This window comes from Massilia sp. BSC265 (assembly GCF_000740675.1).
Lineage (GTDB): Bacteria > Pseudomonadota > Gammaproteobacteria > Burkholderiales > Burkholderiaceae_D > Telluria.
Window position 1 is genome coordinate 1 of the sequence record NZ_JPXI01000036.1, and the last position, 21,552, is coordinate 21,552.

A 21,552-nucleotide genomic window follows, 5' to 3' on the forward strand; every position below is an offset into this window, starting at 1 on the left:
ATCACGCCTCAACAATACATTCTCCGACGGTAAGCTGCGGCAGGAATGGCGTGATGTCGTGGGCGTCGATCCTCGTGTCTGGGGAAGCGATCCCAGCTTGCAGCAGTCGGCATTAACTGAAGGCGAACTCAAGAAACTCGCTACTGGCTGCTGGTTTGCTGTGTACGCGTTCGGGTACAACTGGCTGCAATCCAATGGGGACAGCGCCAGAATCATCGCAAAGCGCATCAACCAGCTGATGGACGATCTCAACCAGTCAGGCTATGAGTGCAACCAAGTGATCGTCGTAACCCACTCCATGGGCGGGCTGGTCGGCCGGGCACTGGTCCATCCGAAGTACGGAAATCTGCAGGACAAGGTGCTCGGGATCGTCCATGGCGTCATGCCGGCCATCGGTGCCCCAGCCGCCTACAGGCGCATGAGGGCCGGGTTCGAGGATTCCGGCATGATGTTTGGCCCGGAAAACAGTATTGGCGCCAAGGTGGCCGGCAATTATGGCGACGAGGTGACAGCAGTTCTGGCGAATGCGCCAGGGGGATTGGAATTATTACCGACCGCGTCCTATGGCAATCGCTGGTTGCGCGTGACACACAATGGACGCGACCTGGATGCATGGCCGAAACAAGGTGATCCCTACAGTGAGATTTACAAGGTACGAGGCAAGTGGTATTCACTGTTTCTGGAAAAATGGATCAATCCCTCAGGACTGCCTTCAAAACTAGGCGGTGGCAGTTTCGAGCGGACCTGCGAATATCTTGATAAGGCCCAGGGTTTCCATCAGAAGATCGATCAAACGTTTCATCCCAACAGTTATGCACATTACGGTGCCGACCAAGCGCGCCGGAGCTTCGGCGAAGTCATATGGGAAATCGACAAAAGCTGCGCTGACCCGACGGGCTGGCAAGATTGGCCCATCCTTGGTGACACCAAGCAAGGGCGAGTCGAACTCGTTCGATGGGATCCTCTAAACAGCAAGGCCTTCAAGATTGCCGATTTTGAGGTACCCAAGCCGATATATGCCACTATCCTTCCGCCTTCGGCACCAGGCGACCAGACCGTTCCAGCGAAATCTGCCGATCATCAGCTGAAGAGTGGAATGTTCAAGGGCGTGTTCCGCCAGACCGGTTACGAACACCAGGCAAGTTACAGAAATCCTCGGGCAATCGCATCGACGTTGTACAGCATTATGCGCATCGCCCAGACAGCTACATGGAAATGCTGAAAAGGACATTTATATGCGTGTAATAACACGTCTTAATATTGTTCCTCTTGCCGCCGTGCTCTTGATGCTTGCTGCCTGCGATCGCACTCCAAAAGAATGGAAGACCCCGAATATGACCGCACTTACGCCCCGCCTTAAGGCAGTGTTCCAGAAAACCAAGACCGTCTGCTTTGGCAGATTCATGGTCGATTTGCCGTCCTCGGCAACCGTAGCATGGGGGGAAACGGATGTGTCACTTGGTATAAGCGTACTGCCTAATGGCGTAGATGAAGTGGAGAACCTGGCGCAGAAATTTATCGATGAACTCAACAGCGAGAAGGCCATCAACCACGATGACGTCCCCTTGCTGCTGTCGGTAGAACATGTGCCCCAGCCTGAAGGCAAAATCGTTATCGGTTACGAAGATTTTCAGGCCATCAACGGGCTCAAGATCAACGGGTATTTCAGGCTGAATAATGACGGCATTGTCATTAATGCACGCCCTTTAAGGAACGACAAAGATGGAACTGTTTCACTCATCAAAAGCATCGCCCGGCGCCTGAAGCAACGTTCTGAAAACGACATTCCAGTTGAGGCTGGCAACTGTATCGAACATGCCTTCCTTCCTGACAATGGGGCTCCAGACGAGGAACCGCCTGTAGAACTCATTCGCATCGGTTTTCGGTTGAAGGAGTTTCCTGACACACATCTCTCGATTTTTGTTGGACCGTCGAATCCCCATTACGAAGAGAGCCACTCGTTGGAATGGCGGCTCAATCAGCTCGAGAAGAACCAAAAAGCCCAGGATCCCAACAATCCGCTGATAAAAACTAAAGACTTGCGCAGAGGGGAGCGGCAGATCCACGGGTGGCTAAACGGCTTTGAGGCCCTGTCGCGTACCCCGGAACAGGCGGAAATACACTCGATCCATGATTTCGCCATGGATTTCAGAGGTGTGCCGTCGGACCCGTTGAAACCTTATGTAGAAATACAGATGCAGACCGGCGTTGCCGACAACATCGCTGGTGCAACCAAAGCTAGCCTGACTGACGAAGAGGCCATCGCGGTTTGGGACAAGATCACTAGCACTATCCGCGTGCGTCCAACCGGCGCAGCGGCGGTCAAGACGGCCGAAACGGGCGCTGGCCCCAGGCTTCCACTCGGCGAGCTTGCGGCAACTGGGCGCGCATGTCCGCAGACGGGCTGGTGGGTGCCTGATGAGGCGAAAGATACTCAGGGTGACCGCCGACAGCACATCAAGGCAGGCGAGCGCATGCCGCATGTGATATCGCTCGGCGAACCGTCCATATGGCAAAAGCTGAAGGGAGAAAGGCCTACTTACCGGACGGCGACGATGTGGAAATTAGTCAGCTATGACGCCGCACCAGTTCACGTCGACCCGATTTCGGCGACGCCAACAATCGCACAAGTTTCTTCCGACAACTTTGCCGTCAAAGACGCTGGAAGCAGCACAACCGAAAGCCACCGGAACGACGAGACCTTACCTCGGAAGAAAGGTTAAGCGATGCGAAATGTGATTCGTCTTGGCGATCCTACATCTCATGGCGGCAAGGTCGAGAGTGTCGGCGCGGATTATTTTACAGTTGACGGCATTCCAGTCGCTCGCGTCGGGGATGTATGCAGTTGCCCCATCAAAGGACATGACAACTGCACCATTGCCGAAGGCGAACCAGACCACGTTATTGACGGCGTTGCTGTCGCCTACGACGGGCATAAGACTACTTGTGGAGCTACCTTGATAACCACCGTAGGGAACTTTGGTGGGCAATAGTCAAGGTGACATCGTGTTCGATTACTGGTACGCGGATGAGGGTGGCAATTTAGTCCAAACCTGAACGAGACCGAGGGGCTGTACATGTTCTTCGATGCCCGCAGATTGCTCTTGACAACATCAAGCCGATGCACGTTCGTCAGTTCCTGGATTAGCGCGTGCAGTGGACAATCGAAAAGCGGAAGGCCGAAAACATTAAACGAGTAGCGGCGGGCAAGGAGCCCCGGGACGTTCCGAAGAACCTCTGACACGTGCGCGCCAACCGTGAGAAGGCACTCTTCTCACACATATGGAATTTCTCTCGAGACAAAGGAATCACCAAGTTAACCAACCCTGCGCTGGCATCAAGGGCTATCAGGAAGTCGGGCGCGATGTGTACGTCGAAAACGAGATCTACAACTTAGTGTGGACATGTGCGGGCCCAAAGCTTCGGAATGCGATGGACCTGACTTACTTGATCGGCCAGCAGAAAGCTGACGCCTTCAAGGTCCGGCTGCCCGACCTTAAGGACAGCGCTGTTTGGGTCCAGCAGAATAAGACGAAAGCGGCACCACCCTTTGTATAGGCGTCGACTTGGAAAATGCATAAGTTAGTTTCTTCTTAGCGACCGCTCGAGCGGCTCTGTTGGAAAGACTATGCGACATGATTTTAGAGCAATTGACTTGCAAAGAGACAGTCGCTGCTGCTTTTGCGGAGCTCACGCCATTTTGCGGAACTAAAAAGTGTCCGGAAAACGGCGTAAGTGCTTGATTTATTGGTAGGCCTCCCCGGAGTCGAACCGGGCACCAACGGATTATGAGTCCGCTGCTCTAACCAGGCATGAGCTAGAGGCCCAGAAATCGGGACAGTGGCTAGAAAGAACGCTCGCCACCCGCTTCAGCGGCGCGGTACCGTGAAGCAGAGTGGCGAGAGCATATTGCTTTTAGTACAGCTACGTCAAGCTCAGACTACAACATTCAGCTGCTGCCCTCGAGGAAGCTCTTCAGCTTGTCCGAGCGCGACGGGTGACGCAGCTTGCGCAGGGCCTTCGCCTCGATCTGGCGGATGCGCTCGCGGGTGACGTCGAACTGCTTGCCCACCTCTTCCAGCGTGTGGTCGGTCGACATCTCGATGCCGAAGCGCATGCGCAGCACCTTGGCTTCGCGCGGGGTCAGCGAATCGAGCACGTCCTTCACCACGCCGCGCATCGAGGCGTGCAGCGCGGCGTCCGAGGGCGCCAGCGTGTTGTTGTCCTCGATGAAGTCGCCCAGGTGCGAATCGTCGTCGTCGCCGATCGGCGTCTCCATCGAAATCGGTTCCTTCGCGATCTTCATGATCTTGCGAATCTTATCTTCCGGCATCTCCATCTTGATGGCGAGGGTGGCCGGATCCGGTTCGGCGCCGGTCTCCTGCAGGATCTGGCGCGAGATCCGGTTCATCTTGTTGATCGTCTCGATCATGTGCACCGGAATACGGATGGTGCGCGCCTGGTCCGCGATCGAGCGGGTGATGGCCTGGCGGATCCACCACGTCGCATAGGTCGAGAATTTATAACCGCGGCGGTATTCGAACTTGTCCACCGCCTTCATCAGGCCGATGTTGCCTTCCTGGATCAGGTCGAGGAACTGCAGGCCGCGGTTGGTGTACTTCTTGGCGATCGAGATCACCAGGCGCAGGTTGGCCTCGGTCATCTCGCGCTTGGCCTTGCGCGCCTTCATTTCACCGGCCGCCATCTGGCGGTTGATGTTGCGCAGGTCCGGCAGCGGCAGCACCACACGGGCCTGCAGGTCGATCAGGCGCTGCTGCAGTTCCTTGATGGTCGGGATGTTGCGGCCCAGGATGGCGCTGTAGGCGTGGCCGGCGTTCACTTCGCCGTCGACCCATTCCAGGTTGGTCTCGTTGCCCGGGAAGACCTTGATGAAGTGGGCGCGCGGCATGCCGCAGCGGTTCACCGCCACGTCGAGGATCTGCTTCTCGATGTGGCGCACTTCGTCGACCTGGCCGCGCAGGGTGTCGCACAGCTTCTCGACCACCTTGGCCGTGAAGCGGATGCCCAGCAGTTCGTTGGAGATCGCTTCCTGCGCCTTCACGTAGGACTTGCTGTTGTAGCCGTCCTTCTCGAAGGCCTTGCGCATCTTGTCGAACTGGTCGGCGATGTTGTTGAACTTGCCGAGAGCGGCCTGCTTCAGGGCTTCGAGCTGCTCGGCCGAGTAGCCGGCCGCGCCGGATGCGGCGCCGCCTTCTTCTTCCTCTTCCTCGGCTTCTTCCGCTTCGTCCTCGTCCTCGTCCTCGTCGTCGGTCGTGGTGGGGGCCACCGCGGTGGGCGACGTGTTCTCGTCTTCGTCCGGGTCGACCATGCCGTCGACGATCTCGTCGATCTTGATCTCGTCCTTCTCGATCTTGCTGGCCGCGTCGATGATCTCGGCGATGGTCACCGGGCAGGCCGAGATGGCCTGGATCATGTCCTTCAGGCCGTCTTCGATGCGCTTGGCGATCTCGATCTCGCCCTCACGGGTCAGCAGCTCGACCGAGCCCATCTCGCGCATGTACATGCGCACCGGGTCGGTGGTGCGGCCGAAGTCGGAGTCGACGGTCGACAGCGCCGCCTCGGCGGCCGCTTCGGCTTCGTCATCGCTGGTGACGGTGGCGACGTTGTCGGACAGCAGCAGGGTTTCGGCGTCAGGGGCGTGCTCGTAGACGGCAATGCCCATGTCGTTGAAGGTGCCGATGATGCCTTCGATCGCTTCCGGATCGACGATGTTGTCCGGCAGGTGGTCGTTGATCTCGGAATACGTGAGGAAGCCGCGCTCCTTGCCCGACTTGATCAGGGCCTTGAGCTTGTTGCGGCGGATCTCGAGCTCTTCCTCGCTCGCTTCGGTATCCGAGGAGAACGCGTCCTTCAGCAGCGCTTTTTCCTTGGCCTTGCGGTCCTTGGCCTTGGCCTTGTCCGCGGCCTTGAGTTCGGCGCGCTCGACCGCGTTCAGTGCGGCGATCTCATCGTTCTCGGGCGTGAATTCCTTGGGCTTGCGGCCACGGCGTCCAGGGACCTTGACGGATGGCAGGACGTAACCGGACGTGTCGATGGCGGCCAGTGCGGCCGCATCGGTCGTCGCGTTGACCGGTGCCGGGCTCGCCGTACGAACCTCGGCCTGGTCTTGGCCTTTGTCCACCTTGGCGGACGCTCTGGTGGTCTTTGCAGCCACTTTGGTTTCGGGTTTCTTGGTTGGCACAGGCGCTTTCGAAGTCACAACGACTAACTTTACGATGGTTAAAGATAAAGTTTTTTGTTACCTTACATCACCCTGCAGGCAACGATCAGTTGCCTCGCTAACTGAAACTCCACGCCGCGATTGAAACAAAAAATGGTTTCAACAGTTGCAATAGTTAGCGTTTTATTATAGCACGCACCCCTGTTTTTCCAAGTTGCACAAATGATCACAAGCCAGTTTGCCGGCGGTCATTAACGGGGTGTCATTGCCGCGGCATCTTCACGAGACAAGAGCTCCTGTTGGGCAACGATTTCGCGATAGCGAGTACTCACCTGATCTGGGGTCAGCCCGGAAGAAAACAACTGGTTAAGCTCTTGTTTCAACGCATCCATCTTGATCTGGCGCACAGCACTAAGCAGCCAAATGCGATCTGCCTCAACGTCTGACTCCGGCTCGGCGGCGATTTCCGAGATCAAACTGTCGTATTCTGCCGTCACTTCCTTTAACTGTTGTGACAGGGCGGCAAAGGTGCCGTATTCGCCCAGGCTCTGGGCCAGGTGCACCAGGTGGCGCAGCGCGTCGGCGGCTTCCTGGCCAAAATAGTCGAACGAGGCCAGCGCCTCATCATTTAACAAATGGGCCAGATGCGGATGCGACACGAGGATGCGCAGCATCTGCAGCTCCAGCCCCACCGGCTTCGGCCGGCCCTGGCGCGGCGGCGCGCGGCGCACCACCGATACCGGCTTGGACAACTCGAACAGCGATTCGATCTCGGCCGGCGTCGATTGCGTCAGGTTCGCCAGCCCGCGTACGATCTGCAGGCGCAGCGCGGTCGGCGCCATCGCCTGCAGCATGGCCTTGGCCTCGTGCTGGGCATGCGCCCTGCCCTCCGGCGTGTCCAGGTCGTGTTCAAGAGTCACTTCGCGCAGCAGGAATTGCGACAGCGGCATCGCGTCGTGGATCTCCTGCTCGAAGGCCTCGGCGCCGCGCTCGCGCACGAAGCTGTCCGGGTCGTGCTCCTGCGGCAGGAACAGGAACTTGATGGTCTTGTCGTCCGTCACCTGCGGCAGGCAGGCCTCGAGGGCGCGCCTGGCGGCGCGGCGGCCGGCCTTGTCGCCGTCGAAGCTGAAGATCACGGTGTCGGTCTGGCGCAGCAGCTTTTGCACGTGGGTGCTGGTGCAGGCGGTGCCGAGCGTCGCCACGGCCTGCGGGAAGCCGAGCTGGGCCAGGGCGACGACGTCCATGTAGCCTTCCGTCACCAGCACGTAGCCGGCGTCGCGGATGGCTTGGCGCGCCTCGAACAGGCCGTACAGTTCCAGGCCTTTCTGGAACAGCGGCGTTTCGGGGGAGTTCAGGTACTTGGGTTCGCCGCCGTCGAGCACGCGGCCGCCGAAGCCGATCACCTGGCCCTTGGTATTCCGGATCGGGAACATGACGCGCTCGCGGAAGCGGTCGTAGCGTTTCTTGTTGTTGCCGTCCTCGTCGACCTTGTCGATCACCAGGCCGGACTCCACCAGGGCCAGGGCGTCGTAGTCGGGGAAGACCGAGCGCAGGTTGTCCCAGCCGCCGGGAGCGTAGCCCATGCCGAAGCGGGCGGCGATCTCGCCGGTCAGGCCGCGGCTCTTCAGATAGGCGATGGCGTTGGGCGCCTCGCGCAGCTGGGCGCGGTAGTAGGCGCAGGCCTGGGTGAGCGCTTCGGTCATCGCCAGCGACTGGGCCTGCTGGGCGGCGCGCTGCTGGGGCGGGATCTTGTCGTCCTGGTCGGGGACCACCATGCCCACATTCTGGGCCAGGTCCTTGACGGCATCGACGAAGCCCATGCCGGAGTATTCGATCAGGAAGCCGATCGCGGTGCCGTGGGCGCCGCAGCCGAAGCAGTGGTAGAACTGCTTGGTCGGGCTGACGGTGAAGCTGGGGGACTTTTCGTTGTGGAATGGGCACAGGCCCATGTAGTTGGCCCCGCCCTTTTTCAGCTGGACGTAGCGGCCGACGATGTCGACGATGTCGACACGATTGAGCAAATCGGTAATGAAGGATTGCGGAATCACTAGGAGGTACTCAGTGTTTGTCTCAACTCAGACTATACCGCAGCGGTGACTGCAAATTGATTTATGACAAGTCATCCGTTTGGATGGGGTCGCTTGTGGAAAGCGCGCGTCGCGGCCATTCTAAAGCTGGTTGACCGCGTGGGCGGGAGACCCGCCCACCCTACGTGAAAGCGTTGTAGAGTAGGCAGGGTAATTCAGACCAGTGGTCTGAATTACGCCCGCGCGTTCAACTGCAGCCTGATCAGCCGCCGCTGAGTGCCTTTTTGACCAGCCCCGACACCACGGTCATGTCCGCGCGTCCCGCCAGCTTCGGCTTGAGCACACCCATCACCTTGCCCATGTCCTGCGGACCGGCCGCGCCGGTCGATGCCATGGCGGCAGTCACTTCGGCGGCGATTTCCTCGTCCGACAGACCGGCCGGCATGTAGGTCGACAGGATCGCCAGTTCGGCTTTCTCGATATCGGCCAGGTCGGCGCGGCCGCCGGCTTCGAACTGGGTGATCGAATCCTTGCGCTGCTTGATCATCTTTTCGACGATGGCCAGGGTCTGGGCGTCGTCCAGCTCGATCTGCTCGTCGACTTCCTTGCGCTTGATTTCCGCAAGGATCAGGCGGATGGTGGCCAGGCGGGCGCTTTCCTTGGCGCGCATCGCGGCTTTCATGTCCTCGGTGATTTGGGCTTTCAGGCTCATGTTTTTCTCCGTCTGGTAGAGCTGGGTGAATAGGTATAAACGACAAAACCCGCCGCGGTAAAACCGGAGCGGGCCTGCGGACGCTCAGCGACTCGCCGGGACAATGCTGTCACCGGGGCAAGCCGTCAATGCAGTCTGATTAGTACAGCTTCTTCGGCAGCTGCTGGCTGCGGATGCGCTTGTAGTGACGCTTCACTGCGGCGGCCAGCTTGCGCTTGCGCTCTGCAGTCGGCTTCTCGTAGAACTCGCGAGCGCGCAGTTCGGTCAGCAGACCGGTTTTTTCGATAGTGCGCTTGAAGCGACGCATAGCGACTTCGAACGGCTCGTTTTCTTTAAGGCGGATAGTGGTCATGTAAAAATGAAACCGTTGGATTTAGGAAGAACGAAAGTGTAGCACCATTTGCGGATCAGTGGAAGCTTTTAGCAACGTGTTCCACAATTGCCACACCGCTTATACGCTGGTGCCGGCGGCATAGCCCGAGGCCCACGCCCACTGGAAGTTATACCCGCCCAGCCAGCCGGTCACGTCGACCGTTTCGCCGATGAAGTACAAACCCGGCACTTTATTGGCCATCATGGTCTGCTGCGACAGTTCGCGGGTGTCCACGCCGCCCAGCGTCACCTCGGCCTTCTTGTAGCCTTCCGAGCCGGTCGGATTGATGCCCCAGCGGTTGATGGCGTCGCCCAGCTTGCGCAGCCTGGCGTCGGCCATGTCGGCCAGGCGCGCATCCGGCGCGAAGCCGTTGGCCACCAGCAGGCCGTCGGCCAGGCGCGCTGGCAGCCATTGCGCCAGTACGTTGCCCAACTGCTTCTTGACCGTGGTCTTGGAGGAGATCAGCTCCTCGGCCACGTCCATCTCGGGCAGCAGGTCGAGCACGATCGGGGTGCCCGGCTGCCAGTAGCTCGAGATCTGCAGGATCGCCGGGCCGGACAGGCCGCGGTGGGTGAACAGCAGGTCTTCGCGGAAGTGCCCACGCTGGATCTTGCCTTTACCCTTGCCGCTGCCGCCGGTGCTCACTTCCACTTCGAGCGCGATGCCGGCCAGCGGCGCAAACGCTTCCCAGCTGGGACCGTCGAAGGTCAGCGGCACCAGGCCCGGGCGCGGCTCGACGATCTGCAGGTCGAACTGCTTCGCGATGCGGTAGCCGAGGTCGGTGGCGCCGATCTTCGGGATCGACAGGCCGCCGGTGGCGATCACCACACTGTCGCAGGCGATGTCGCCGCCTTCCGCCGTGATGTGAAAGCCGGCTTCCAGCTTTTCGATGCTGCCGATCCGGCATGGCATGCGCCAGCTGACCTCGCCCAGTTCGCATTCGGCGCGCAGCATCCCGATGATCTGTTCGGAGGAATCGTCGCAGAACAGCTGGCCCTTGTGCTTCTCGTGGTAGCCGATGCGGTACTTCTTGACCAGGGCGAGGAAGTCCTGCGCCGTGTAGCGCGACAGCGCGCTGCGGCAGAAATGCGGATTCTGCGACAGGAAGTTGGCCGGCCCGGCGCCGATGTTGGTGAAATTGCAGCGGCCGCCGCCGGAAATGCGGATCTTTTCGGCCAGGCGCGTGGCATGGTCGAGCAGCACCACGCGCTTGCCGCGCTGGCCTGCCACCGCCGCGCACATCATGCCGGCGGCACCTGCGCCGATTACTGCTACATCATAGTGTTTTGCCATGTCCTGCCGTGCCTCGCCGGTTGCCCCGCCGTTGCCTATAGATCGCCAAACCGGCCATTGTATACGGTTCAGGGGTATGGCGGAAAGCCGCCCCCGCGACGCGGCACGATGCGCGCGCCGATGAAGCCCGCACCGCCGATGGCTTCGTCGCTGCCGTCCATGACGCCGTTCAGGTCCTTGTCGAGGAACACGCGGATCGAGGCGGCGCCCATGGCCGCCATCGGCTGGGCGTCGGTCATCACGCGGGCGCTGCGCGGCGCCAGTCCCATCGCCATGAAGAACTGCATCCCCAGCCCGTAATCATGGCGGTTGGCATGGAAGCCGCTGATGCCGGGCCCGTAGCTGCCCAGGCTCTTGTTCAGTCCCGCGCCAGCGCGCGTGCCACGCGCTGGCAATGTGCAGCCTGGGCCGCGATCGGCGGCGGGATCGGAACGTCACCACGCAGGGCAGCCGCGATCCATGCCGCGGTGGTGGCGGCATCGCGCGCCTCCGGCGCCTCGGCCAGCAAGTCGGTGGGCGCGTCGCGCTCGACCAGCAGGCTGCGCTGGCCGCCGTGGAACCAGTCGATTCTCTGGGCGCGATGCGGGTTGGCGACGGTCTCGCCCTCGGTCCCGCGCATCAGGAAGGCATCGCCACGCTCGGGCGGGGCAGCCGTCGTGAAGTACTCGCCCAGCGTCTCGAGGTATTCGGGATGGGTGTAGGACACGAGGCGCAGCGCCGGGCCCTCGAAGGGCTGCAGGATCTTGACCAGCGTGTGCGTCGAATTGCGCACGCCGAGGATCCGGCGCAGCGACAGCATGTGGGCCAGGCTCGGGGCCAGCCCGTCGATCGCGATGAAGGCCGGGCGCCGGCTGGCGGCCGCATCCAGGATGTCGGCGCTCGTGCCCGCTTCGGCCAGGCCGAGTTCAAGCAGGATCTCGCTGGTCGTGATGCGGCCCGGATCGTGGCGCACGCCGTGCACCAGCACCGGCACGCCCTCGCGCGCCAGCAACAGGGCCAGCAGCGGGGTCAGGTTGGCCAGCTTGCGGGCGCCGTTGTAGCTCGGGATCAGGACCGGGGCATACTCTCCGGGCGGGCTGGGCAGCGGCGCGAACGCGCTTTCCGCCGCATCCATGAAACCGGCCAGCTCTTCCACGGACTCGCCCTTGATGCGCATCGCCAGCAGGATGGCGCCCAGTTCGAGGTCGGAGACGCGTCCTTCCAGCATGGCCGCGTAGAGCGCGCGGGCATCCTCGCGCGACATGCTGCGCGCGCCTTTCACGCCACGGCCGATCTCCTTGATGAAGGGGGCGGCGGCGAATCGTTCGGTGTTCATGTCCGTGTTTTTATTCATCATGCAAGCATACAACGCCTGTGCGCGGCCCGTGCGCGCCGAAGCGAGTTTTTGGGCGTCCTTGTGCAAGTGCAGCATTTTCGGTCTACACTGGATATTCCCTTTAGAAATCATAGCGCCATGATCAACACGCCTGCCATTGAAAATACCAACGTCAGTTCGTTCGGGCAGATGCCGACCCCGACCGAGCTTCACGCCACCTTGCCGCTGTCCGACAAGGCTTTTGCCACCGTCATGGGGGGCCGCGAAACCCTTCGCAACATCCTCGACCGCAAGGACAAGCGCCTGTTCGTGGTCGTCGGGCCCTGCTCGATCCACGATCCCGAAGCCGGCCTGGACTATGCGCGCCGCCTCAAGGCCTTGCAGGCCGAGGTGGCCGACACGATGGTGCTGGTGATGCGCGTGTATTTCGAGAAGCCGCGCACCACCACCGGCTGGAAGGGCTATATCAACGACCCGTTCATGGACGACTCCTTCCGCGTCGACGTCGGCATGGAACGTGCCCGGCGCTTCCTGCTCGACGTCTGCGAACTGGGCCTGCCCACCGCCACCGAAGCGCTCGACCCGATCTCGCCGCAATACCTGGGCGATTTGATCGCCTGGACCGCCATTGGCGCCAGGACCACCGAATCGCAGACCCACCGCGAGATGTCTTCCGGCCTGTCGACCCCGGTCGGTTTCAAGAACGGCACCGACGGCGACGTCTCGATCGCCATCAATGCGGTGCTGTCCTCGGCCAACCCGCACGCCTTCCTGGGCATCAACGGCCAGGGCACGGTGTCGATCGTGCGCACCAGCGGCAACGCCTACGGCCACGTGGTGCTGCGCGGCGGCGGCGGCCGTCCGAACTACGATTCGGTGTCGGTGGCGATCGCCGAGCAGGCGCTGCAGAAGGCCGGGCTGCCGGCCAACCTGGTGGTGGATTGCTCGCACGCCAACAGCTACAAGAAGCCGGAACTGCAACCGCTCGTGATGTCGGACGTGATCCAGCAGATCAAGCACGGCAACCGCTCGCTGGTGGGCGTGATGATCGAATCGAACATCGTCAGCGGCAGCCAGGCGATTCCGGAAGATCTGTCGCAGCTGAAGTATGGCTGCTCGGTGACGGATGGCTGCATCGGCTGGGAAGAGACCGAGGCGATGCTGCGCAGTGCGCACAAGGAACTGTTGCAAAGGCCTTGACGCCTTTCGTAGGGTGGGCGGGCCCCTCCCACCCACGCGGTGATCGCATGCGGCTCCGCTCTCGTGCCGGATGATCTGGCTGATCACTATCACCGCGTGGGCGGGAAATCCGCCCACCCTACGGTACAATGGCGGATTCCGCTTTACCTTTTCCTCCCATGATTGTTCTCGGCGTCGAATCCTCCTGCGATGAAACCGGCCTGGCTCTGTACGACACCGAGCGCGGCCTGCTGTCCCATGCCCTGCATTCGCAGGTCGCCATGCACGAAGAGTACGGCGGCGTGGTGCCCGAGCTCGCCTCGCGCGACCACATCCGCCGCGCCCTGCCGCTGCTGGAAGAGGTGCTGAAACGCGCCGGCATCCCGGCTTCGGACATCGACGCCATCGCCTACACCCAGGGCCCGGGCCTGGCCGGCGCCCTGCTGGTCGGCTCCTCGGTGGCCTGCTCGCTGGCGCTGGCGCTCGACAAGCCGGTGCTGGGCGTGCACCACCTGGAGGGCCACCTGCTGTCGCCGCTGCTGGCCAGCGAGCGCCCGGAATTCCCCTTCCTCGCCCTGCTGGTCTCGGGCGGCCACACCCAGCTGATGCGGGTGGACGGCGTCGGCCGCTACACCCTGCTGGGCGAGACCCTGGACGATGCCGCCGGCGAAGCCTTCGACAAGTCGGCCAAGCTGCTGGGCCTGGGCTATCCGGGTGGACCGGCGATCTCGCGCCTGGCGGAATTCGGCGACCCGACCGCCTACACGCTGCCGCGCCCGATGCTGCACTCGAAGGATTTCAACTTCAGCTTCTCGGGCCTGAAGACGGCGGTGCTCACGGTGGTGAAGAACCACGAAGAAAAGGTCGTGGCCAACATCTGCGAGCAGGACAAGGCCAACATTGCGCGCGGCTTCGTCGACGCCATCGTCGAGGTGCTGACCGCCAAGTGCGTGAACGCGCTGAAGCACACGGGACTGAAGCGCCTGGTGATCGCCGGCGGCGTCGGCGCCAACCGCCAGCTGCGCGAATCGCTGAATGCCGCAGCCGCCAAGCGCAAGTTCAAGGTCTATTACCCGGAGCTGGAATTCTGCACCGACAACGGCGCCATGATCGCCTTTGCCGGCGCCATGCGCCTCGAACGCAACCCGGCTCTGGCCCAGCGCGACTACGCTTTCAACGTGCGTCCGCGCTGGCCTTTGGACGAGCTGGAAGCCGCCTGACAAGGGGTTTTACACTTGTTTTCAACATTGAACTTGCAAGCCTGACATCGATCCTACCGTGTGACCGCCCCTTGCCAAACGGTGGCAATATCCGACGGTTAAGTTTTTGGAGGGTTTGCGATGCGCGTTGTAAGTTGGAACATTCGTTGGGGTTGTGGCAAGGACGGGCGGATTCGCATCCATGCGATCATCGATGTCTTGCGACGGCTGAATCCGGATGTCGTTTGCCTGCAGGAAGTGGCGGCCAATCACTCGGAACTGGAAGGCAGCGCCACCGCCAACCAGTTCAAGCAACTGGGCGGCGCCTTCGGCGGCTACCACCTGATGGAACATGCCCCAAGCGAACTCTACAAGAACAACTCACCCCGCCTGTTCGGCAACCTGATCCTCTCGCGCTACCGCATCTCGCAGGTGCACCGCCACCTGCTGCCCTGGCCGGCCGACCCGGAAAACCCGGCCGGCATGCCGCGCGGCCTGATGGAAACCGTCATCGATGCGCCCAGCGGCAAGCTGCGCCTGATGACCACCCACCTCGAGTATTACTCTGCGCTGCAGCGCATGGCGCAGGTGCGGCGCATCCGCGAGCTGCACCAGGAAGCCGCTGCGCGCGCCCGCATCTTCCAGCCGGACCCGAGCCTGGACGCGCCCTTCCAGCTGGGCTTCCGTCCGGCATCCAGCATCCTGTGCGGCGACTTCAATTTCACGCCGGATTCCGAGGGCTATCAGGCCATGCTGGCGCCGGTCGACGGCGCCCCTGCCTTCCTGGACGCCTGGCGCGTCGCCCACGGCGGCGTGGCCCGTGCGCCGACCACGGGCCTGCACGGCTATCCGTGGCCGGACAGGCCGGACTGCTACGATTACTTCTTCGTCACCGACGACCTGGCGCCGCGCGTGGCGACGGTCGACGTGCAGTCCGAGACGGCCGCCTCGGACCACCAGCCGATCGTACTCGATCTGAAATAAGGCTTACTGCCGGGGTGCCGCGTCGTCGCGCGACGCGATCTCGCGCAGCGCCTGCTCGAACACTTCCGGCGGCTGGCCGCCCGAGATCAGGTGGCGCTGGTTGATGACGATGGCCGGTACCGAGTGGATGCCGGCGCGCTGGAAGAACTGCTCGCGCTCGCGCACCTCGTCGGCGTATTCATCGGATTCCAAGATGCGCTGGGCCCGCTCCCGGTCCAGGCCGACGCGCTCGACGACATCCAGCAGCACGTCGTGGCAGCTGGGGTCCTGGCAGTGGGTGAAGTAGGCTTCGAACAGGGCCATCTTGAGGTCGCGCTGGCGGCCTTCTTCTTCGGCCCAGGACAGCAGGCGGTGGGCATCGAAGGTGTTGTAGATGCGGCCGCGCTTCTCCATGTCGAAAGTGAAGCCGACATCGAGGCCGCGCTGGCGGATCATCTCGCGGCTGTTCGCCTGCTGCTCGGCGGTGGCGCCGTATTTTTCGGTGATGTGCTCGACGATGTCCTGCCCGTCCGGCCCCATGTCCGGGTTCAGCTCGAAGGGTTGGAAATGGATGTCGGCCGCCACCGCGGTCTTGACGCGGGCGAGCGCCAGCTCCAGCGAGCTCAGGCCGATTGCGCACCAGGGGCAGGAGACGTCCGAGACGAAATCGATGCGAAGTTGCTTTGCCATGGGGTGCCACCTTTCAGGTTCGTTGCGGCACCGCAGGTGCCTGGTGGGCGATATGGTAACGCGATGTATGCCGCGGCGTGGCGGAGGCGGATTTTTCGGTGCGCCATGAAAATAGGGGAACGATGCGCGTGCATGTTCTCCCCTCTTGCCGACAGGCCGGCAGCCTTATTTCTTGGCCGCCCCCTTCGCCTTGCTGCCGATCTTCGACTCTTTCCCCGCCATCAGATTCGCGATATTGCTGCTGTGCCGCCACAGGAGCAGCATGCTCATCGCCGCCACTGCGAACAGGATCTCGTCCGCCCCGAACAGCAGTCCGTAGTAGAACGGCGCAAAGATCGAGGCGATCAGCGCCGCCAGCGAGGAATAGCGGAAGGCATAGGCCACGATCAGCCAGGTCGCCAGTGTCGCCAGCCCCAGCCAGACATTTATCCCGAGCAGCACGCCGAGCGCGGTGGCCACGCCCTTGCCGCCCACGAATTTGAAGAACACCGGCCACAGGTGGCCCAGGAACACGGCGATCGCGACCAGGGCGATACCGCCGTCATCGAGGCCATACTGCGGGCCGAACTTGACCGCCAGCCAGACCGCGAGCCAGCCCTTGGCGGCGTCGCCGACCAGGGTCGCGATGGCGGCTTTCTTGCTGCCGCTGCGCAGCACATTGGTGGCGCCCGGATTCTTGGAACCGTAGGTGCGGGGGTCGGACAGGCCGAAGGCGCGGCTCATCACGACGGCAAAGGAAATCGAGCCGACCAGGTAGGCGGCAATGGTGGCGATCAGGGTGTTCATGTCTCTTTCTTGCTGATGTCGGACCAGATGTCGGGCGCACGGACTATACACCATCGACCATGCCCTTTGGCAAGTCAGTCAAGCAACGCGCACTGCACCGGTTTGGCGCCCAGCGTCTGCGTCAGGACGGATGGCGCCATGCCGACCAGGTAACCGCGACGGCCGCCGTTGATGTAGATCTTGTCCAGCGCCAGGATCGATTCCTCGACATATACCGGCATCGCCTTGCGCACGCCGAAGGGCGAGGTGCCGCCGACCAGGTAGCCGGAATGGCGCTGCGCCACTTCGGGGCGGCAAGGCTCGACCGACTTGCAGGGAATCGCGCGCGCCAGGTTCTTGGTCGACACCTTGCAGTCGCCATGCATCAGGACGATCAGGGGCCGCGCCGCTTCGTCCTGCATCACCAGGGTCTTGACGACATTGTGCTCCGGAACGCCCAGTTCACGCGAAGAAACGGCGGTGCCGCCATGCTCTTCGTACTCGTAGGGATGCTCGGTAAAAGCCACGCCATGCTTGCGCAGGAACTGCGTCGCGGGTGTCTCAGAAACGTGCTCTTTCTTGGCCATGCGTGGTACGCTTAAGACGAATATAAGGGGTTTCTATTATGCAGCAAGAAATTCGCTTTGCCACCTTCAACACCTTCAACCTGGCCCCGCCGGGCATGCGCTGCTACGAGAACCTGGCGCCCTGCACGCCGGAGGAATACGAGGCCAAGCTGGACTGGACCGCGCACCAGATCGACCTGCTCAACGCCGACGTGATCGGCTTCCAGGAGATCTTCTCGCAGGCCACGCTGAGGGAGGTATTGTCGCGAACCCGCCGCTTTCGCGAAGCGGTCCACCTGGGCTTCGATCCCGACCCGGAAGCGCCGCGCCTGACACCGAGCGTAGCCCTGGTCTCGCGCCTGCCGGTGCTGAGCCACCCGCGCGCAATCGCCATGTTCCCGGACAACGTATCGATGCCGCCGGGCAGCCGCGACCCGGACCGTTTCACGCGCGCGCCGCTGCATGCCGAGGTCGAACTGGCGCCGGGGATCGTCATCGACGTGATCGTCGTGCACCTGAAGTCGCGCCGCCCCGACTACCGCAGCAGCGACACCGGCGAAGACCCGAACCTGTACGCCCTCGCCTGCCTGCGCTCGCTGATCCGGCGCGGCACCGAGGCCACCGCGCTGCGCGTCTTGCTGACCGACATGGCGCGCGAGAAGCAGCGCCCGCGCATCGTGCTGGGCGATTTCAACGACGTCGCCGATTCGGTGACCACCGAGATCGTGCTGGGCGAAGGCGCCCCGCTGGGCGAGCGCATGTTCGACGCCGCCCGCCTGCACATGCACCAGGACAACCTGCGCAGCGTCGGCTTCTCGATCGTGCACGAAAGCCGGCACTCGACCATCGACCATATCCTGGTGTCGCAGGAATTCAACCCGGTGCTGCCGAACGCGATCGGCGAGGTGGTGGATGTGGTGTACCTGAACGACCACCTGAACCTCGGCCTGCCGGAAGCTTCGGACCATGGGCAGGTGCTGGCGCGGATCCGCCTGTATCCGCAGGCGGGACATTACGGCGTGGACTGACCGGCCTCCTGCCACGGCCGTTACATTTCGCGCATTATTGCCGGCACCGAGCCGCTAGACTTCTTCTCCCGGAACAGTTACAGAGGAGGAGCAGGTGTTGTCGAAAGACCAGGCCAACCGCATTGCCGATGAATTGCTCGAGCAGGCCCGCGCCAGCAGGTTCGGGTTCACGGACCCGTCCGGCATGCCGGTACCGCCTCTCTACCAGTGCCGCAGCATGCGCCATCTGCCGCAGGGGCTGCAGTCGGAGATCGTACGCAAGGCAACGCTGGCAGTCGGATCGTCCCCCTGGTTCATGCTGATCGTGGCGGCATGGATCGTGGCGCTCGCGCTGGTGTACGCCATCGAGCCGACGGTGCTCGGTGTCAGGCTGGTCCCCTCCGCATTCATGATCATGGCACCACTGGCTCCCCTGCTGTTCCGGGCGCTGCTGGTGCGCCGGGCTGTCAGGAAGATCGCGGACCGGATGGAATCGTGGCCCATTCCGGTACGTTTCTAATCAACGCACCGCCGGATTGAAATCCGGCCGGCTGCTCGCCCTCGCCGCATAAAATCCCTGGTACTCGTCGCAGCCGTGCTGGCGCAGGAAGCGCAGCTGTTCTTCGGTTTCCACGCCCTCGGCCACCACGCGCAGGCGCAGGCTGCGCGCCATCGCGATGATCGCCGGGATCAGGGCCGCGTCAAGCGGGTCGTGCTCGATGTCGCTCACGAAGCTGCGGTCGATCTTGAGCTTCGACAGGGGAAAGCGGCGCAGCGACGACAGGCTGGAGAGCCCGGTGCCGAAGCGGTCGATGGTCAGTTGCACCCCGCGTTCGCGCAGGGATTTCACGGTGTCGTCGAGCCCGTGGTCGCCGCGCATGATGGCGCCCTCGGTGATCTCCAGGTCGAGCCAGGCCGGCGCCAGCCCCGACTGCGCGAGCGCGGCGTCCACGTTGTCGAGCAGGTGGCCGTGCAGGAACTGGATGTCGGAGAGGTTCACCGCCACCCTCGCCGCGTGGCCGGCGTCGCGCCAGCTGCGGGCCTGGGTGCAGGCCTCGCGCAGCACCCATTCGCCGATCGGGACGATCAGGCCGCATTCCTCGGCCACCGGCAGGAATTCTTGCGGCAGCAGCAAGCCGCGCTCGGGATGGCGCCAGCGGATCAGCGCTTCCATGCCGATCACCTTGCCGGAACCGACGTCGAGCTCGGGCTGGTACTCGAGCACGAATTCGCCGCGTTCGAGCGCCTGGCGCAGGCGCTTTTCCAGTTCGCCGCGCTCGAACACGCGTGCATTCATCTCGGGGCTGAAGAAGCGGAAGCTGTTGCGGCCATTCTGCTTGGCGTGGTACATGGCCACATCGGCATGGTGCATCAGGGTGTCGACGTCGCTGCCGTCCGTGGGACAGATCGCGACCCCGATCGAGGCCGACAGCGTCAGCTGCTGCCCCGCCACCTCGATGGGGCGGGACACCGCCTGCATCACGGCATTGGCCACGTGCGCGGCCTGGTCGACCCCGCCGATGTCGGCCAGCAGCACGACGAATTCGTCGCCGCCGAGGCGGCTGATGGTATCGACCCGGCGCACGCAGCCGCGCAGGCGCGCCGCGACCTCGCGCAGCACCGCGTCGCCGGTCTGGTGGCCGTTGTTGTCGTTGATGGCCTTGAAGCGGTCGAGGTCGAGGAACATGACGGCGAAGCTGTCGCGCTGGCGGCGCCAGGTGGCCAGCGCCTGGTGCATGCGGTCGAGGAACAGGGCGCGGTTCGGCAGGCCGGTGAGGGGGTCGTGCTCGGCCTGGTGGCGTACCCGCGCTTCGGCGCGCTTGCGCTCGCTGATGTCGGACAGCGTCGCCATGTAGCCGCTGGCTGCGCCATGCGGGTCGCGGATGGTGGTCAGCGCCACCCAGGCCGTGTAGTGCCCGCCGTCCTTGCGCATGGCGGACAACTCGCCCTGCCAGCGGTCATTACCGTCGAGCTGGGACCAGATGGTGTCGTAGAAGCCGCCCCCGCCGTCGTCGTCTTCGCCCCAGGGCAGGCTGGCCAGGGTCGCGCCGATGATGTCGTCCGCGCCGAAGCCGGTGATGGCGGTGAAGGCCTGGTTGACCGCCTGCACCCGGTATTCGGCATCCATGACGATGATGGCTTCGTGCGCGTTCTCGAATACGCGCGCCGCCTGGCTCAGGTTGTCTTCGACCTGCTTGCGGGCGGTGATGTCCACCTCCATGCAGAACACCTGCTGGGTGACGCCGTCGCGCTTGACGGGAAAGTGGTTCGAATGCAGCCACAGGCGCTTGCCCGCGGCGGTCTCGACCCGCCAGTCGCGCGACGCCGGGGCAATGCCGTCGCGCCAGATGCCGGCGATGGTGCGTTCGAACTCGGCCTGCTGGTCCAGGTGGGAGACCAGGTCGCGGAAAGGCTTGCCGAGGGCATGGCTGGACGGGATGCCGAACAGTTGGGTGCAAGCATGGTTCCAGAAGCGCACGATACCGGCGGCATCGCTCGAGTGCACGGCGACAGCCGGCGCCAGTTCGATCGCCGTCACGAAACGGTACAGCCAGTCGAGCGCCTGCCGGCCGGGGCCGTCGAGCTCGACGGGTTCAGGAGCGGCGCCGGCCTGGCCGGGTGGCGCAGGGGATTGCAGGAGCCGCTCCTGGGCGTGGCGCACAGGATCGGGGGGCAAGTCCGGCACGCGCGGCCCGCTGAGCCAGCCGGTCGGGTCTTGCGCTTGTTCGCTCACGGAAGAATCCTTTATAACGGAAATAGTCATGGGTTCCATGACAATCCCATCATTCTTCCCCGCCCTGCCAGTTGGGCGTTTGCGGACACGCAAAGGCCGGGGCCGCCTGCATTTCACCACGCCTTTGGCGCATTCCAGACCCGCCGTTCGACCGCCCGTCGCATCCGGCTGGAGGCGAGGGGGACGCCTGGCTATATTGGCATCATGCGCAAGGAGCTCCACCCTCATCGCCAGGACGGAGCCCGCGCGCGAAGAATTCCGTGCCGGCCCTGCGGTCGCCCCTTCAGGCGGCGTCCTGCGGGGCCGGTTCTTCCTGCGTATCGGCTTCGTCCTCCCCGGCCGCGGTCGCGGCGGGAGCGCCTTCGACCGCCTCGCGCTTGGCATCCTGCTTGCGCCTTGCCTTCTCTTCCGCCTTGCGCTTCTTCTCGAGTTCACGCTGCCGCTTTTCGTACTGGAAGTTCGTCCGTGCCATGTTCACCTCGTTGCCTGTGGATGTGGAGAGTACTGCGGTACTGCGGTGCTGCATCATCGCTGGTGCTGGCCCATTA

At 62.9% G+C, this 21,552-nt stretch carries 20 protein-coding genes and 1 tRNA gene; 8 read left to right on the forward strand and 13 right to left on the reverse strand.

All coding sequences use genetic code 11. The annotated features are described in order from the left end of the window. The 3 genes from MA09_RS16275 to MA09_RS24210 all read left to right on the forward strand — a co-directional run. Window positions 1-1,222 (forward strand): triacylglycerol lipase (locus MA09_RS16275; protein ID WP_036250789.1); only part of this gene is annotated, 1,222 nt, incomplete at its 5' end. A 112-nt stretch (window positions 1,223-1,334) separates the two neighbouring features. Next, on the forward strand, window positions 1,335-2,723 hold the full coding sequence (locus MA09_RS16280) for a T6SS immunity protein Tli4 family protein (RefSeq protein ID WP_051933529.1): 1,389 nt from the start codon (window positions 1,335-1,337) through the stop codon (window positions 2,721-2,723). A 3-nt stretch (window positions 2,724-2,726) separates the two neighbouring features. Beyond that, window positions 2,727-2,993: a PAAR domain-containing protein gene (locus MA09_RS24210; RefSeq protein WP_081897643.1), complete on the forward strand. Its 267-nt coding sequence runs from the start codon at window positions 2,727-2,729 to the stop codon at window positions 2,991-2,993. 755 nt (window positions 2,994-3,748) lie between these two features. On the opposite strand, the gene MA09_RS16290 is transcribed toward MA09_RS24210, so the two are convergent. The 8 genes from MA09_RS16290 to ybiB form a co-directional block, all read right to left on the reverse strand. Further along, window positions 3,749-3,827, reverse strand: a tRNA-Ile gene (locus tag MA09_RS16290). 122 nt (window positions 3,828-3,949) lie between these two features. Then, a complete protein-coding gene (gene rpoD, locus MA09_RS16295; RefSeq protein ID WP_373887851.1) occupies window positions 3,950-6,142 on the reverse strand; it encodes an RNA polymerase sigma factor RpoD in 2,193 nt (730 codons plus the stop codon). A gap of 290 nt (window positions 6,143-6,432) precedes the next feature. After that, window positions 6,433-8,229 carry a DNA primase gene (dnaG, locus tag MA09_RS16300; RefSeq protein WP_036250794.1) on the reverse strand — a complete coding sequence of 599 codons (1,797 nt, stop codon included), beginning with the start codon at window positions 8,227-8,229 and terminating at the stop codon, window positions 6,433-6,435. 241 nt (window positions 8,230-8,470) lie between these two features. Then, the gene (locus tag MA09_RS16305) at window positions 8,471-8,920 is read right to left on the reverse strand and encodes a GatB/YqeY domain-containing protein (protein WP_036250797.1); all 450 of its coding nucleotides are present in this window, start codon (window positions 8,918-8,920) and stop codon (window positions 8,471-8,473) included. 139 nt (window positions 8,921-9,059) lie between these two features. Beyond that, the gene (rpsU, locus tag MA09_RS16310; RefSeq protein ID WP_005665410.1) at window positions 9,060-9,272 is read right to left on the reverse strand and encodes a 30S ribosomal protein S21; all 213 of its coding nucleotides are present in this window, start codon (window positions 9,270-9,272) and stop codon (window positions 9,060-9,062) included. Between the two features lie 99 nt (window positions 9,273-9,371). After that, window positions 9,372-10,586: an NAD(P)/FAD-dependent oxidoreductase gene (locus MA09_RS16315; protein ID WP_036250799.1), complete on the reverse strand. Its 1,215-nt coding sequence runs from the start codon at window positions 10,584-10,586 to the stop codon at window positions 9,372-9,374. A gap of 68 nt (window positions 10,587-10,654) precedes the next feature. Continuing rightward, entirely contained in the window at window positions 10,655-10,981 is a 327-nt protein-coding gene (locus MA09_RS16320; protein ID WP_036250801.1) for a hypothetical protein, read from the reverse strand. Continuing rightward, window positions 10,945-11,901 carry a DNA-binding protein YbiB gene (ybiB, locus tag MA09_RS16325; RefSeq protein ID WP_036251001.1) on the reverse strand — a complete coding sequence of 319 codons (957 nt, stop codon included), beginning with the start codon at window positions 11,899-11,901 and terminating at the stop codon, window positions 10,945-10,947. The genes MA09_RS16320 and ybiB overlap by 37 nt, the downstream gene beginning before the upstream one ends. Window positions 11,902-12,039: 138 nt before the next feature. Here ybiB and MA09_RS16330 point away from each other — a divergent pair, with 138 nt between their 5' ends. From MA09_RS16330 to MA09_RS16340, 3 genes are all read left to right on the forward strand, one after another. Further along, window positions 12,040-13,101, forward strand: coding sequence for a 3-deoxy-7-phosphoheptulonate synthase (locus MA09_RS16330; RefSeq protein WP_036250804.1), 1,062 nt, complete (start codon window positions 12,040-12,042; stop codon window positions 13,099-13,101). A 158-nt stretch (window positions 13,102-13,259) separates the two neighbouring features. Beyond that, window positions 13,260-14,300, forward strand: a complete 1,041-nt coding sequence (tsaD, locus tag MA09_RS16335; RefSeq protein WP_036250807.1) for a tRNA (adenosine(37)-N6)-threonylcarbamoyltransferase complex transferase subunit TsaD — start codon at window positions 13,260-13,262, stop codon at window positions 14,298-14,300. 120 nt (window positions 14,301-14,420) lie between these two features. Further along, window positions 14,421-15,263 carry an endonuclease/exonuclease/phosphatase family protein gene (locus MA09_RS16340; protein ID WP_036250810.1) on the forward strand — a complete coding sequence of 281 codons (843 nt, stop codon included), beginning with the start codon at window positions 14,421-14,423 and terminating at the stop codon, window positions 15,261-15,263. 3 nt (window positions 15,264-15,266) lie between these two features. On the opposite strand, the gene MA09_RS16345 is transcribed toward MA09_RS16340, so the two are convergent. From MA09_RS16345 to MA09_RS16355, 3 genes are all read right to left on the reverse strand, one after another. Continuing rightward, window positions 15,267-15,932 carry a DsbA family oxidoreductase gene (locus tag MA09_RS16345; protein WP_036250812.1) on the reverse strand — a complete coding sequence of 222 codons (666 nt, stop codon included), beginning with the start codon at window positions 15,930-15,932 and terminating at the stop codon, window positions 15,267-15,269. Window positions 15,933-16,097: 165 nt separating this feature from the next. Beyond that, window positions 16,098-16,718: a glycerol-3-phosphate 1-O-acyltransferase PlsY gene (gene plsY / locus MA09_RS16350; protein ID WP_036250815.1), complete on the reverse strand. Its 621-nt coding sequence runs from the start codon at window positions 16,716-16,718 to the stop codon at window positions 16,098-16,100. A 74-nt stretch (window positions 16,719-16,792) separates the two neighbouring features. After that, window positions 16,793-17,284, reverse strand: coding sequence for an aminoacyl-tRNA deacylase (locus MA09_RS16355; protein WP_036250817.1), 492 nt, complete (start codon window positions 17,282-17,284; stop codon window positions 16,793-16,795). Between the two features lie 38 nt (window positions 17,285-17,322). Between MA09_RS16355 and MA09_RS16360 the strand changes: the two genes are divergently transcribed. After that, window positions 17,323-18,291, forward strand: a complete 969-nt coding sequence (locus tag MA09_RS16360) for an endonuclease/exonuclease/phosphatase family protein (RefSeq protein ID WP_036250819.1) — start codon at window positions 17,323-17,325, stop codon at window positions 18,289-18,291. Between the two features lie 97 nt (window positions 18,292-18,388). Then, a complete protein-coding gene (locus MA09_RS16365) occupies window positions 18,389-18,790 on the forward strand; it encodes a hypothetical protein (RefSeq protein WP_036250822.1) in 402 nt (133 codons plus the stop codon). On the opposite strand, the gene MA09_RS16370 is transcribed toward MA09_RS16365, so the two are convergent. Further along, the gene (locus MA09_RS16370; protein WP_229440762.1) at window positions 18,791-21,004 is read right to left on the reverse strand and encodes a bifunctional diguanylate cyclase/phosphodiesterase; all 2,214 of its coding nucleotides are present in this window, start codon (window positions 21,002-21,004) and stop codon (window positions 18,791-18,793) included. 283 nt (window positions 21,005-21,287) lie between these two features. Continuing rightward, window positions 21,288-21,476 carry a hypothetical protein gene (locus MA09_RS16375; protein ID WP_036251006.1) on the reverse strand — a complete coding sequence of 63 codons (189 nt, stop codon included), beginning with the start codon at window positions 21,474-21,476 and terminating at the stop codon, window positions 21,288-21,290. Between the last annotated feature and the right edge of the window lie 76 nt (window positions 21,477-21,552).